The following is a 14,742-nucleotide window of genomic DNA, read 5'->3' on the forward strand; positions in this document are numbered from 1 at the left end:
AATGAGAATGGATTTTTGCCCAATAATCCATTCTCATTAACAATAATTGTTTAATTGCTTTTATTTAAGTCCATATTTTTCTACAAGAGGTGTGACTGTCTCCGTATAGGTATTGACAATTTCTGCGAATTCGTTACCATTCAGATACTCATGGGGTTGTCCGATTTTCTCCATTTCTGCAATGTATTCCGGGTTCGTACAGATTTTTTCAAAACCATCTCGTAGCACCTTTAATACGGCCGGATCGATATCTTTCGGTGCTGCAAAGCCACGGCGAATATCGGAAATGAAGTCAACATCCTGTTCTTTGAAAGTGGCAACATCTTTCAGCCATGGATGACGTTCTTCGGAGGCAATGGCCAAGAATTTATACTTGCTCACATCTCTCATCACATCATTGAGGTTTCCGATCATAGCGTCCACATGGCCGCCCATCAGCGCTACATTCTCATCAGCAGCGCCGGTGAAAGGAACAAGGGTTAATTTGATGTCGAGCAAATCCATGAGCTGCAATGCTGCGATATGGTGCGCGGTAAAGGTTCCCACCACTCCAATGGTCATTTTGCCATCCTTTTTCTTGGCTTCAGCTACGAAATCGGCAATAGTATTCATCGGGCTATTGGCTTGAACAACCAAAAGATTCGGATCATTAACAACTTGGCAAATGAAGGCGAAGTCTTCAATCTTATAGGTGCCTTGAGGACTTAACGCCTGCAAATTGATGTGGGGAACATTGATCCCGCCAATGGTGTATCCATCCGGCCTCCCTTTCGTAATCGCTGTGAAACCAACTTGTCCACCGGCACCCACCTGATAATCGAAGGTTAAGGGCTGATTATTGAAATTTTCTTTCCAATACTTGTCGACGATGCGAGCCTGGACATCACTTGAGCCACCAGCTGTAAAGGCAATAATCATGTTTACAGGTTTCTTGGGAAAGTCTGCTTTCTTCTCTTCAGTAGTTGTTACCGGGGTACCACCTCCGCAACCTGATAGAAGCAAGGCACCGATTGTAATCAGGGCAGCTGTCAACTTGGTCCATCTTTTCATCTTTTTACCCCCATATCTTAATTTATTTAACCGCATAATGATTACTCAGACTCCTCAGCCAAAGCGTCTTGAACGGCCTCCGGGTTTTTAATGCGAGTATACAATGAGGCTGCCAGTAAAACCGCAGCAACAGCAAGCAGAGCCAGAGAAATAGGTCTCGTGAAAAAGATTGCCAGGCTGCCATGAGACATGTTCAACGATTGACGAAGGGAGGTTTCAAAAATCGTTCCTAAAATCAAACATAGAATCAAAGGCGTTGTGGGTATCTCTATTTTCTTAAATAACCAGCCAACCAGACCGAAGAGGATGGCCACACCGACATCAAACAGCTTGAATCTTACACTGTAAGCACCAATAAAAGAGAAGACCAAGACCATCGGCGCTAAGATCCCATAGGGTACCTTGACAAGCTTGGCCCATAACGGGACCAAGGGAAGATTCAGGATAATCAAGATAACATTGCCGATATACATAGAAGCAATGACAGCCCAGACCAGATCAGCATTCTTCTCGAAAAGCGTGGGACCCGGCTGCAGTCCATACATCATGAACCCGCCTAAAAGAACAGCCAAGGCCGGCCCGGAAGGAATGCCAAAGGATAGCAATGGTACAAAGCCACCGCTGGTTGTCGCATTGTTTGCCCCCTCGGGAGCTGCCACCCCTCTCAGGTCACCTTTACCAAAGGTCTCCGGATGCTTCGAGAAACGTTTTTCAATGTCATAGGACATGAAAGAGGTAACCCCCGGACTGCATCCCGGCAATAATCCCAAGAAAAACCCAACAACCGCTGAACGAATCATTGTCGGTAAAATATAAAGGAACTCTTTTGCCGTTAAGTAGAGCTTTTGCAGCTTTGCATTGTAGACAGGAGCACCGATATGCTCAAGGTTAGAAAATATTTCTCCTACCGCAAACAAACCAATGATCACGCTTATAAAATCGATCCCCGACATGAGGTTGATATTGCCAAAAGTGAAGCGCGAATAGCCAGTCACAGATTCCATGCCGACCATAGCAATCAGGAACCCGATTAAAGCCGAAATCAAGCCTTTAACCAGCGATTTACCGGTAAGATTAATGACCACACTCAAAGCCAGAATCATCAACGCGAAATACTCCGGAGGACCAAATCGAAGAGCCACATTTGCTAAAGTCGGTGCGAAAAAAGTCAGTCCAACCAGTCCGAGTGTTCCCGCAACAAAAGACGAAATTGCCGCGGTCGCCAGGGCCGGACCAGCCTTCCCTTGCTTAGCCAGTTGGTAACCATCCAGGGCCGTTGCCACAGAACCTACCTCGCCGGGAATGTTAACCAGGATAGCTGTCGTAGACCCTCCATACATTGCCCCGTAGTAAATCCCTGATAACATGATAATCGCAGGAATCGGTGGCAAAATTGTTGTTAACGGCAGCAAAATGGCAATTCCTGATGTAGGCCCTAATCCGGGTAATACCCCGATTAATGTTCCGGCTAAGCAACCTATGAAACCAAACAATAAGTTTTCAGGTGTTAAAGCAGTAAGAAAGCCATTGATTAACATTGAAAAGTCCACAGACTCACCTCACTTGTGTGAAATTCGCGTAAGCAGTCATTTTATTATGATTGAACCTTAGAATCCTAAAAAGCCAATGGGTAGAGGAAGGTCCAGCAAAGTCCGAAACAGGTAAACGATAAGCATCCCTGTAAGCGCACCCAATAGGGCACATTTCCATAAAGCATATTTGCCAAGTTTATGTGCCAGATACGTGACAAGCAAAAATGTAGCTATACCAAATCCAAGGATCTCCATCAACCCCAGGTAAAGAACCAAGACCAAAAACAATCCTGCAACAGGAAGCACATCCTTCCGCCGAAGCACTGAAGTTGTCGTATTCTTCTCACCAAAGGACTGAATAAGCAAGATAATGCTAAGAACGGTAAGAACAACACCTAACCCCAGGGGGAGGATCCCCGGTCCGAAATCCACACCCGGCATGCTCTTAGGCATTTGTCTCGCTTGGACAATAATAAAGATTGATAAAATCAGAAAAGTAATTCCTACTTTAAAATCTGTCTTTTTGGCAAACGGAATCTTTCCAGTCATCTTCTTGTCGTCAAATTCGGCGATACTATTCTCACCCATTCCCTTCCTCCTTTTAGTCTTACCTATTTAGGCACTTGTTCTAATACTATCTTTCACGTTACTTAAAACAAAGTGCCCACAGTTTAGTACTAAGTGCTTCTCCGAATGAAGCACTTAGTCTATGAAACCTCATGCCTTTATAGGAATGACAGAGTTGGCATTCGGTAATACCGTTATTTTCAAATCAGCTGTATAATCCGGGATAACATCATCAATGGCCTCTTGCAGGCTCTTAGTAACCTTCACCATGAGCGTTTTGGCTAATTCCGGGGATACTTTGTCAGATACCAGGATTGTTTTCGCTTTTAGGAACGTTCTGGACCAAAGATAGGCTTTATGGGGACCAATAACAAACTCTTTTTCTTTAAAGGAGGTCACAAGGTCTGACGGATCATCATATAAGGACATGGTCTTTTCAAAGCTTTCTTCTCCAGCCCCTTCAATACATTGAGCCACTAATATGATGGTTCCTCCCGGCTTAACCAGCTGTAAGGCAGGCGTTAAGGCTTTCTGAGCCTGGTAGGCATTGATATCTTTCGGAAACCCTCCCGGGGATGCAATGACAATGTCAGCTGAACTCATCGATACACCAAAAATACTCTTAGCAAATTCAACTGCAACACCATGGGCTGCTCTTGGATGACCGGCGACAGCTTTAACGACCTTTTTTTGAGTATTGAGTACGACATTGACAATCATATCAACACCAATAATCCGGCCACAATCCTCTAAATCGATTCGCGCAGGATTTCCTTTCATTTCCCCCAGTTCAGCACCGGGTTGAAAAAGCCGGACATGATTTCCTGTAATCGTCTCTCTCCCGCCTAAGCCAATGACCGCACCTTTAACGCCTGCTGTGAATCCCATAAATTGATGGGCATCAACCATACCGGTAACAATTTTAAAATCCGCCTGAGCAAAATGTTTATTGACATATACAGGAGTTCCTAAGGGAGATGTGCCCAAAAAAGTTAGACCGGCCCTATCATCTGCATCGTGAGGAAGAACCTGCCCCACTCTTTTTGACAATTCCTCACCCAATATATAATTCATCTCTTCCTGAGTTGCAGGATGATGCAATCCGCCACCCACAAGCACCGTAATTTGGTCTTCATAGATTCCAAATTCGGCTAACCAGGGTAACAGCTTCTCCACAATGAGGCGAGAGGGCACAGGACGTGTCATATCACTCACAGCGATAGCCACTGACTTCGCGTTTCTTAGTTTATCAAAATTGATATCTCCTATTAAATTTAGTAAAGCTGCAGAAATCTGTTCGCCGGCTTCAACACTAGGCTCTACCGATTTTAATCTACCATAGACACAGTCAATATCATCCGGTATCGAGCAAGATTGTGTCCCATGCCCATAAGGCAATTCAATTGTTTTCACACTTTCACCCCTGCCTCACTCAGAGTTAAATTTCCCCTTTTCCATTCTCGAACAAATGACCCATATTTTTAAGCGCTGGGATAGAGACGGGTAAGCACAAACTCCTTGTGATTGAGCACTTCGGCATCAGTTAAGCAGCCACGTGCCGTTTTCACTACACATTCCATCACTTTATCTGCCGCTTGATCCAGAGTCAGCTCTCTGCTGAGCACCCCACTGATATTCACATCGATATGCTCGGACATAAATTCACAAGTCTTAGGATTTGCTGACATTTTAACCACAGGCTCAATCGGGTTGCCCACAATATTGCCCTGACCCGTTATGAAAATATGGAGGGTTGCTCCTGCCGCCATCATGAGTGTGACACATTCAGCTGCCGCTGCTGATGTATTCATGAAATAACGCCCTGGTTTTGTCGGCTCTTCTGCCATTTCCAAAAGACCGATAATCGGGGCCTTGCCGGCCTTTTGGATATTGCCCATGGCTTTTTCTTCGATCGTTGTCAAACCCCCGGCAATATTCCCTTGGGTTGGCTGTGTTCCTAAAAGATCGGCTCCTTTGGATTCGATCATATCCAGGTAATCCTTATGGACTCTTAAAAATTCCTGAGCAAGTTCAGGTGTTGCGAAATGCTTGGCAAGAATATGCTCTCCTCCCGTTGTTTCAGGCGTTTCACCAAAGATAACCGTTCCGCCCATTTCTACCAAACGATCACCCACTACACCTGCCGTTGGGTTTCCAGCGAGACCGGTTGTGGTATCGGATTCACCACACTTGAAGCTCACCACCAGATCTTTCAATTCACACTCTACTTTTTCCAAGGATGTAGCGTATTTTACATATTCATGGGCCTTGCGGGAAGCCATTTCGATGGTTTTTAAGTCACCATGACCCTCAATACCGAAGTATGTTACGGGTTTACCGGTTTCGGCAATGCCATCGGCGACTCGTTTCGCCCAATTTTGCTCAATACCAATGACGACGACAGCCGCTACGTTGGGATTACGTCCCGCTCCGATAATGGTTTTGAAATGCAGCTCAAGGTCGGCTCCGAATTGAATACGGCCATAGGGATGAGGAAGTGCCAGGGTTCCGGCAATATTGTTGGCAACTGCTTCACAAGCAGCATTGGACAAATCATCGACCGGTAGAATAAGAACATAGTTACGAATACCGATACGCCCATTGTCCCGACGATAGCCTAAGATCTTAGTTTCCATAATCCCACCTCGCAGTCTTTAAGTTATGGGTATGTACCCAATCCCCTACCTTAATATCCTGGGTTACTTTGCCCACATTTTCACCATACTTTATTAAGCTTTCACCCTGTTTCTTGCCCTTTAGGGCAATCTTGTGTCCTAGTTGGATGTCATGGTTTGCTTTGACATGACATTCTTTCCCACTATGAATGTCCACACCCATGACTTCCTCGCCGGCCTTAATATCCTGCACGGCGACGCCAACATCGTCTTGAGCCTCATGCAATAAGAATTTATGGCTGCTCATCACGTTTCCTCCTTTTTACTTTTTACCACTCGTCTCGGTGGTATGTTGTATGTGGTGTTACCACTGAGCTCAGTTTATATGATTCCTTTTGATCTGTCAATATGTAATAAAGAGTTTTTTCACGAATTAGTTGATAAATTCTTCCTTCTCACCTTCACTCCCTATAAAGCATACTTTAGTATAAGGAATCGAAGGAGGTGCCCTATTAATGAGCTACATTGACAAGGCTAGGGAACTTGGAGAAGCACTCAAACAAACCCCCGAAGTACAAGCTATTCTCGCTGCAGAAGCAGCCATCAAAGCTGACCCTGAAGCCAACGAAGCATTTATCCAATATCAAGAAAAAGAAAGCCAAATCGTTACGACTCAGATGATAAGTAAAGTAATTCCAGAAAAAGATGCCCTGGCCCTTATCGACCTCAAAGTCCGCCTCATGAACAAACACTCCCTGATTCGCACCTATTTCCAAGCCCAACAAAGCTTTGAACGGGTTATGGCCATGGTTAATCTCACCATAACCACGACCATCCATGGTATGCCCAGTGCTGATCAGCTCCCCCTACCTGACGAAATCAAGAACATGGCTCAAAAGGTCTTGGAATCCATAGGGGGGGGTAAGCAGTCCAAGACCTTGGAAATTCCCAAGGATATGAAGCTGCCTCCAGGGTTAAAGCTTCCCCCGGGACTAAAAATTCCCGGTCTGTCCGAATAATAATAGGGGACCTCACTTATGCGGCCTCCAGATTATTGCGGTCCCAAATTCGAAATCCAGATCGTTCATCCCATCACCCTCCTAGCATTTTTGATTGTCATAGCCCTCGGGGGGTTTCTTATCCTCAACACCTGGTTCTTCTAAGCTCTCAATTCATGAAAAGGAGGTGAGTGATTTGGCCTTAGGAAATGAATCCATCCGCCCCTTGCCTGTCACTCCCCTCTCCTTCTCCCTGCTCGTCACTAGCCCTATACAGAGAAATCTCCCCTTTCTTCCAATCACCGCTGCCCTTTTCCCCCTAGGCAGAGTAAGGCTGCCCTATGCTGGTTTGGTCGTAGCAGGCTTAGATATTCTTATGAATTTCCTGGTTAAGCGTTCCTTGGTTAACCCCCCCTCCCCCCATAAGGCGCCGGAAGAGTCCCATACCATCACCCTGACTCTGGCACAGCTGGCAGATCTCGTCCAGAAGACATCTCAAGGTCAGGTTATACGTCCCGGTGACGCCTCTCAAGTCTCCCCCCCGGCGGCGTCCGGGGTGGGTGAGCCCCTTTTCCCCGACAATTTGAGCTTTTCCCTTTCCATAAGCGGTCCTTTCGGAAACTTCGAGGGCACACCGGATTCGGTATTCAACGTTCCTTTATTTGAAATCCCCGGGGTCCCAGGTAATTTAATCATCGCTCTCATCACTATAATAGCCCAGTTCTTAACCGAACAAGCCAATATCAATAACAATAGAGGGGAAAGTTTATGAGTAATGGAGGAAATCTTCGTCTTGTTTTCAACACACCGGCAGCGGGAGCCAGCTTTATTGCCTTTTCCCTCTTTTTTCTCATTATTTTTTCCGCAAACCCCATATTATCCTCAACTAGTTTTAGAACTTTAGGGATAATCATCAGCTTAAGCAGTATAGGTTTTCTGCTCATGATCATTATGATCTCATTTTTCCTATGAATTGTTCATATACGCAAAAAAGGAGCTCAGGCATAACCGAGCTCCCCACTAACCCAAAAGCCAGGAATTACATCTCCGCGGTATCCTACATAAGCTTTTAATCTTGCTGCCCGTTACTGCAGGGGTTCTATGATGGAATCTCCTAATGGACTGCCTCCGCCAATGGCTTCCGGAATGCCGGCGGAAAACTCTGCCCCGGAAGAAGTCATTTCTCCTTGAGAGATACCCCCCTCCACAATCCCCGGAGCTGCGGAACGCCTCTGAACCAACCCGGTAACCTTATTCCATACGGACCCTCCTGCTTTCTTAATCGGGGCCAGGAAACGGACCGGTCCCGGTGCTTGTCTTACCTGCAAGACAATGGGCCCTTGCGGAACATGGCCTAGTTGCTGAGAGTTTTCTGCTGTAATAATAACCCGGCTATAGTGATGGAGAGGGACTTGACTGCGAAACTGGGCCTGATATACTCCATTGCCCACGGGTCTTAAGACACCGGCCAGGAATCCAGTTTGGCCTTTGTTATCCACGAGATACGCTGCATACGTGCCGCCGCGTCCTACCAAGTCATTTGGCGAAGGCAAATTAGCTATACACGAAAATACATTATCGCTCGAAATAGAAGCAATGCCATTAGCGTTCATTCCCGCCTGGGCAGCCTCCAAAACCAGTTGCCGATGCTGCCCGGAAGCCCCTGCTCCATTCCCACTGCCTAAGAATGCAAAAGGACCTGCCATATTTCCTCCTCCTTGGGATTGTGTCACTGGTTTGTAAGGTTTGGCACCAAAAAATCCTCCACGTAAGTTATTGATTTGGCCATCCTTTTGGAAAAAGCCCCGTTGTTTTAACCCCGCCCCCAAATTATTGCGAATGCTTCCTCCCGGCGCAGGACCCATTGGACCAATGCCTTGCATCCCAGCAGACGGCGTACCCATCGGCGGAATTCCCCCAGGCATCCCGGCAGAAGGCATTCCCCTGGGAGCGATTCCACCTGGAGTCATCCCACTCGGGGCCGCCCCATAATTATACCCTCCCCCAGCCGTAGTTGTTGGACTAACGCCTCGGCCCCAGCCTGAACTCTGTCCGGGCATCCCTCCCATAGGCATTCCCTGATAGGTATCAAGCCGACGGGGTACTCTGGGGTCTGTCTGTCCATAAGAGCCATTTCCCTGATCCCAGGTAAATCTCACATTTCTCCCTCCCGACGACAAACTTCTCCCTTTAGAATATGTTCCACCTTGATATTTGGTGTTAGATATAAAATCCCCATTCCCGAATACACATAAAAAGAGGGCGTCGCCTGCTACTTTAAAATAAAGTAGTTTTGCGACACCCTCTCTGCAACAGTGTCTTTTTTGATTGCATTAACTTTAAACCATTGAGACAAGGTATATGACCCTTTGTTTTACTCGCCTAGATACTAAATGTATGGTTACCGATGGTTTTCACCACAGGTCTGGTCTTAATCCAACGGTCCGTGGCTGTCCTGGGGTTATAATAATAAATCGCGCCCTCCGTCGGATCCTCGCCATTTAAAGCGGCCTCTGCTGCAAGATAAGCACTTTGGTTGGGGGTAAGATGGATTTGCTTATCAATGACAGCTGTAAAGGCACCCGGCTGGTACACCACATCGTGAATCGTATTGGGGAAACGATGATCTTTAACACGATTGAGCACCACTGCTCCTACTGCCACTTGACCCTCAAAATCCTCCCCCCTTGCCTCAGCATGAATCACACGAGCAAGAAGCTCCAGCTCTTCTTGAGTGACTTGAGTTTTCCCACGGGATGGTTCCGTGGTTATGTTGGCAATTGCACCTCCCTTGACGGGAATCTGCAATTTTTGACCTGCGATAATACTATTGGGTTCACTGATCTTGTTGAGTTTCATGATCTCGGCAATCGTTGTCTCATACCTATGAGCGACTCCTGATAACGTCTCTCCACTCTGTACTACGATTACCTGAGCATCTCCCTGGAGAGCTGACTCATCACTGGAAGCAGTTGTCTCCTGGGCTGTTACAGTTTCTTCAATTGCTGGACTATCATTATTTTCTAAAGTAGTATTTTTTGCTTCGTCTTGGTTGACACCAACCCTTTGAAAATCAATGCTTTGAACCTTACTATCTTCCTCCCCGGAATGCACTGTCACAATGTCCTTTTGGGCCGCATCCAAAACTTCAATATCGACTATTTCAAAAGTATTCGTACCTAATTCTCCATTGACTGGATACACCATTCCCTGACACCAGAATAATGTCATTACCCAGCATAGGAAAATTGCCGTGGTTTTTCGGCATCTTCGGTGTGGCAAACAAAATCACCTCTTGAGTTCATGAATTATTTCTAGTCTTTCCCAAGAAGGACGTTTTTTATAACACCAGCCCAAAAACCTCAAAAACACTGCTAAAAATAAAAGAAACCGGATGTTCCTGTTACCTACCAGTAGTCAGGATATCCGGTTTCTTTTTTTAATCACAATAGCCTTTTTGCTTTAACTTTTCCACATGCTCTTTTAAAATCTTTTCAATATCGATAGCGTACTGTTCCTCTAAAACAAACATCATCGTTACCGCCGTCTGGGCCACATCGATAAGCTCCTGAGCGACCATATGCATCGCCTCAGTCTCCTCGACCCTCAACCGCTCTCCATTGAGTCCGCGAAACTTCCCAATGGCCTGAGCCAGTTCTCCCGACTCCTCCATAATCTTCAGAGCCGTACTTTCTAAAGAGGGGTTAAGTCGGTTTAAACGGGGTAAGGTCACCGTTTTTGAGCTGCACACCCCTGCGTTACCACGACTCTTTTCCATCCACTCACTCCTCCGTTAACACACCTGTCGATCATAACCAATAACCCGGAACCTAATGAGCCTTTCCAGTGGTTCCGACGGTTAGTACTCCTTCTTTCAGAATGGAGCCATCCTGAGCGGCAATTCCCTGATGAGTAAGAAGCCAGTAGGTTTTTTCAGGTTCGAGAAGGCCTTCCGGAATCACTTTAACCGAGCGTTCATCCACTTTCTCGAATTTCACGGGAATACGCTTGCCGCTTTCGCTCTCAATCAGTTCGAAGGCATTCTTGGTCACACTCTTAAAATCTAGGGGAGCGGTAAACCGCACAGTAAAGGTCTTATCCACGGAAAGATCCTTAAGTTCATTCATCCCCTGATAGTCTGGATAAAATAAAGGCCATAAGGCATCCTGTTCACCTTGGGAAAAAGTTGTCCACACTGAGCTATTCCGCCAGGAAAACCCTCCGGGGAAAGCGTTGTTTTGGATGAACTCCCGATAAGTTGACCAGTATTCAGGCTCTCTTGCTTGCTCGAGGGAGAGGTTCCAATCCTTGCCCCCGGCAGTGAATTGAATAAGGTCCGTAACTTGCTTTCCTTCTGCATCCACTTGGGTAGCTCCGTCCAACATCAATACCGCCATCTTCAGGGGCTCATTTTCCTGAATCTCCACATCAGGACGAATTCCTACCCCATTGATTTCCTTTCCATAAGGAGAATAGAATTTAGCCACCGTGATCTTGAGAACATCTCCATTGGAGAGCTGATACAACGTCTGTACAGAACCCTTACCATAGGTATTGGTTCCTACTACCGCTGCCTTTTGGTAGTCCTTAACTACTGCCGTTAATATCTCTGAGGCGCTGGCACTATTCTCATCGGTTAAAAAGATCACCGGTTCAGTAAAGATAAATTCATGCTTTTCAGCCTTGTAAGGAGTAAACTCCTGGGAGCGATCCTTCGTCTGCAAGGCTGTCTGCTCACCAATAAAATACCCTGCCAGACTTAAGGCTGAGTCCAAATACCCTCCCGGATTATTGCGCAGATCCACGACCCAGGCATCCGCCCCTTGCTTATCCAGTTCCTTGACAACCTGTCCGAATAGTACCTCCGTGGACTCGCCGAAGGACTCTATGGCCACATAGCCGATATCCTCACCGAGCATCTCTCCGCTCACGGTAGGGACTTCAACCGCCCTGCGGGCTACCTTTAAACTAAGGCGCTCTTCTCCCCGCAGTACCACGATATCCACAGTACTCCCCTCTGGCCCCCGGATAAAACCGGTAGCCGCATCCTGAGAAAGTCCTGCCAGATTCTGTCCTCCTGCTTCAACAATAATATCCCCTGTTTTGAGCCTGGCTTCCTTAGCCGGTGATCCCTCAATGACACCGACAATCTCCAAACCCCTTGGCTCCAGCTGAATATATACTCCGATCCCCGTAAAACTCAATTCCATGGAATCAAGGAATTTTTGGTATTCCTTTTGCGTAAAAAAGACCGTATGAGGATCATCTAAGCGCTTAAGCATCTCTTCAATACTGGTGGCGTTGAGCACCCAGGGATCCACCGGATCAACATACTGATTCTCCAATAAGTAGCGCACATCGTCTATAGGGCTCCCCAAAGCTACAGCCGGAGCAGATATACTTAAGATCAGCGCCAAAGCGGAAGCTGTAAGCATTCTCCGTACTTTGGCTTTGGATTGACTCAATTTGCTGCAAAAGATATTGAATTTAGTCATCACTTTATCCCCCTTATCTCAACTAGAATTCGACGTACCTTCTGTGAATCCTGTCAGCTAAGAGGGTCTCCTCTAAAAATATCCTCCACATCATCTTTCCTGTAGTTTAGTCCAGATTTTTTGAAAAGCCACGGGTAAGGCGATTCTATCCAGTTCCTTTACATCCATCCAACACAAGCCATCTTCCTTCAGCTGGGAATCCTTACCCGCCCTGACCTCTGATGACTTATCTATTACATCGTCAAGATCGAGAACCACCCAAACCATCTGCCAGCGTCGATGACTGAAGGTATGAACTAAAGGACCTTTCACGCTTGGGTTACGGCTAAGCAGTTCTTTGACGATCTCATCATAGGTTGGATCAGATATCTGATTTTTATAAAGTCCATACCATTCCTTACCTTCTCTGAATTTTTCCAGTGAGGGTATCATCATCTCTTCTCCAGGGAACTCCCATAGATTGGCCAAAAGCCCTGTGGTGGGCCTCTTTTTCAGAAGAACCTGCCCTCGGTGAAGAAGGATTAGGGTGGGACGAAAAGCTTCCGTAGGTTTCTCTTTGCTTTTTTTCACAGGGTACACTTGAGGGTCACCCAGGGCAAAGCTCTCACAATCCTCTTGGAGGGGACATTGCTCACATCGTGGATTCTTAGGAGTGCATACCGTTGCTCCCAACTCCATCATTCCTTGATTAAAATCTCCTGGACAATCTCCGGGTATCACTTCCTTAAGATATTCAAGAAAAAAGCGCCTTGACCTAGCCTTCTCCACATCTTCCTCCCAACGGAGAATGCGGCTCAGCACTCGCTTTACATTCCCATCCATCACCGGAACCCGCTCTTCATAAGCAATGCTGGCAATGGCTGCCGCGGTATACTCACCTACACCTTTAATCGTGAGGAGCGCATCATAGTTCTCGGGCATTCTTCCCTCCGTCATTTGCACCACATAGCGGGCGCCCTCCCACAAGCGTCTGGCCCGTGAATAATACCCCAAACCCCGCCATAGCTCCAGCACCTCCTCCTGCTCTGCTTCAGCCAGAGCAAAAAGATCGGGAAACCGTTTCATAAACCGTAAGTAGTATGGAATAACTGTAATTACCTGAGTCTGCTGGAGCATTACCTCAGATACCCAAATAGCATAGGGCTCTTTTGTCTTCCGCCAAGGCAAATCCCTCTTGACTTGATTGAACCATTGGATCAGCTTTGAAGAGTTTATTCCACTCACTCTATCCCCTCTTCTTTGTCATTCTATTTTTAAAGAAAACCCGGCTTCGCCGTGCTTTTTAAACATGCATCCAGAAAGGCGAAGTCGTTGGTTGCACTTATGCTGGAGGAAAGTATACAACGAAGTTATACTTTCTGACAGTACAAAAAGAAATCCCGAGGGTTAACCCCCGGGACCTAGTCTATAGCTTGTTTGATGAAAAAACAACCCTAAAGGTTGTGCCCTTCTCACGGCTCTTTACATCAATGGTGGCATTTTCTTAAGTTAATCTTTTCTCCCATCCAGCCATAAAGATCTCGTATAATCTTCTGGTTATAGGACCGGCTCCTCCTTTCCCTACTGTCACACCATCCAATTTCCCTACCCCTAAGACCTCACACCCTGTGCTTGTGAGCATAATCTCTTCAGCACTACGCAATTCTTCAAGAGTAATCTCCCTTTCCTCCACTTCGATTCCAGCTTCACGGGCAGTCTCGAGCATAATCGCCCGACTTACCCCGGGTAGGATCCGCCCATTAAGAGGTGGTGTCACAACCTTACCCCCGATGACTGCAGCCACATTGCTGCTGGAGGCCTCAGTAATCAGCCCTCCGCCCGGTTCTGTTCCCAGCACTAAAATCGCTTCATAAGCACCCTGCTCTGCAGCGGCCTGCTTGGCCAATACATTGGGCAGAAGGTTAAGGGTTTTAATATGAGGATGAGCCCATCGCTCATCAGGTACTATAATGCAGCTTACTCCATCCTCACGGACCTTTTCTTCGGCAGAGGCCATAGGGGCCACAAATAAGGTAACCATGGGCTCACTTTCCGGCAAAAAAGCATGCATTCTGGGTCCCACTCCTCGCGTAACTTGCAGATACACCATGGCATTGGGGATTCCTGCCTTTTCCACACTCTCTAAGACTAGGGCCGCGAATTCCTCAGTAGTCTTAGGGGGGGTGATACGAATCTCTTTCATGCTCCTTTCGAAACGCTCCAAATGCTCCTTTAAAGCAAAGAGCTTACCCTCACAGACCTTGACCGCCTCATAGACTCCATCACCAAAAAAATACCCGCGATCCAAAAAGGGGATTTGTGCCTCTTGCAAGCTGGAAAATTTACCATTCACCCAAGCGATTCCCGGATAATCTGACATACTTCATCGTCTCCTTATTCTTCACAGTAAAATACTAGATAGTTCTAGGAAAAATAGTTCTAGGAAAACCGAAACAATCCTTCTTTCACCTATATGGAAATCAAAAGTATCTTGTTACAAAAATCA

The 14,742-nt window shown here is 46.5% G+C and carries 14 protein-coding genes; 2 read left to right on the forward strand and 12 right to left on the reverse strand.

What is annotated here, in order from left to right:
• Positions 1-60: 60 nt before the first annotated feature.
• From DESDE_RS18420 to DESDE_RS18445, 6 genes are all read right to left on the reverse strand, one after another.
• Positions 61-1,050 (reverse strand): tripartite tricarboxylate transporter substrate binding protein, encoded by a 990-nt coding sequence (locus DESDE_RS18420; protein ID WP_014795534.1) that lies wholly within the window; start codon positions 1,048-1,050, stop codon positions 61-63.
• A 41-nt stretch (positions 1,051-1,091) separates the two neighbouring features.
• Positions 1,092-2,588 (reverse strand): tripartite tricarboxylate transporter permease, encoded by a 1,497-nt coding sequence (locus DESDE_RS18425; RefSeq protein ID WP_019851297.1) that lies wholly within the window; start codon positions 2,586-2,588, stop codon positions 1,092-1,094.
• Between the two features lie 69 nt (positions 2,589-2,657).
• Positions 2,658-3,170 (reverse strand): tripartite tricarboxylate transporter TctB family protein, encoded by a 513-nt coding sequence (locus tag DESDE_RS18430; RefSeq protein ID WP_014795536.1) that lies wholly within the window; start codon positions 3,168-3,170, stop codon positions 2,658-2,660.
• A 129-nt stretch (positions 3,171-3,299) separates the two neighbouring features.
• Positions 3,300-4,562, reverse strand: coding sequence for a nickel-dependent malate racemase, LarAH5 family (gene larAH5, locus DESDE_RS18435; protein WP_014795537.1), 1,263 nt, complete (start codon positions 4,560-4,562; stop codon positions 3,300-3,302).
• A 68-nt stretch (positions 4,563-4,630) separates the two neighbouring features.
• Positions 4,631-5,785, reverse strand: a complete 1,155-nt coding sequence (locus tag DESDE_RS18440) for a UxaA family hydrolase (protein WP_014795538.1) — start codon at positions 5,783-5,785, stop codon at positions 4,631-4,633.
• Entirely contained in the window at positions 5,775-6,071 is a 297-nt protein-coding gene (locus DESDE_RS18445) for a UxaA family hydrolase (protein ID WP_014795539.1), read from the reverse strand. The genes DESDE_RS18440 and DESDE_RS18445 overlap by 11 nt, the downstream gene beginning before the upstream one ends.
• A gap of 208 nt (positions 6,072-6,279) precedes the next feature.
• Between DESDE_RS18445 and DESDE_RS18450 the strand changes: the two genes are divergently transcribed.
• A complete protein-coding gene (locus DESDE_RS18450; RefSeq protein ID WP_014795540.1) occupies positions 6,280-6,783 on the forward strand; it encodes a YlbF/YmcA family competence regulator in 504 nt (167 codons plus the stop codon).
• Positions 6,784-6,949: 166 nt separating this feature from the next.
• Entirely contained in the window at positions 6,950-7,534 is a 585-nt protein-coding gene (locus DESDE_RS18455; protein WP_172637630.1) for a hypothetical protein, read from the forward strand.
• Between the two features lie 313 nt (positions 7,535-7,847).
• Here DESDE_RS18455 and DESDE_RS18465 read toward each other — a convergent pair whose 3' ends face one another.
• From DESDE_RS18465 to DESDE_RS18490, 6 genes are all read right to left on the reverse strand, one after another.
• On the reverse strand, positions 7,848-8,921 hold the full coding sequence (locus tag DESDE_RS18465) for a hypothetical protein (protein ID WP_014795543.1): 1,074 nt from the start codon (positions 8,919-8,921) through the stop codon (positions 7,848-7,850).
• A gap of 223 nt (positions 8,922-9,144) precedes the next feature.
• Positions 9,145-10,044, reverse strand: a complete 900-nt coding sequence (locus DESDE_RS18470) for a cell wall hydrolase (protein WP_014795544.1) — start codon at positions 10,042-10,044, stop codon at positions 9,145-9,147.
• A gap of 157 nt (positions 10,045-10,201) precedes the next feature.
• Positions 10,202-10,540, reverse strand: a complete 339-nt coding sequence (locus DESDE_RS18475) for a MazG nucleotide pyrophosphohydrolase domain-containing protein (protein WP_014795545.1) — start codon at positions 10,538-10,540, stop codon at positions 10,202-10,204.
• A gap of 52 nt (positions 10,541-10,592) precedes the next feature.
• The gene (locus DESDE_RS18480) at positions 10,593-12,257 is read right to left on the reverse strand and encodes a S41 family peptidase (RefSeq protein WP_014795546.1); all 1,665 of its coding nucleotides are present in this window, start codon (positions 12,255-12,257) and stop codon (positions 10,593-10,595) included.
• A gap of 90 nt (positions 12,258-12,347) precedes the next feature.
• Entirely contained in the window at positions 12,348-13,481 is a 1,134-nt protein-coding gene (gene mutY / locus DESDE_RS18485) for an A/G-specific adenine glycosylase (RefSeq protein ID WP_014795547.1), read from the reverse strand.
• A 259-nt stretch (positions 13,482-13,740) separates the two neighbouring features.
• A complete protein-coding gene (locus tag DESDE_RS18490) occupies positions 13,741-14,616 on the reverse strand; it encodes a D-amino acid aminotransferase (protein ID WP_014795548.1) in 876 nt (291 codons plus the stop codon).
• Between the last annotated feature and the right edge of the window lie 126 nt (positions 14,617-14,742).

This window comes from Desulfitobacterium dehalogenans ATCC 51507 (assembly GCF_000243155.2).
GTDB lineage: Bacteria > Bacillota > Desulfitobacteriia > Desulfitobacteriales > Desulfitobacteriaceae > Desulfitobacterium > Desulfitobacterium dehalogenans.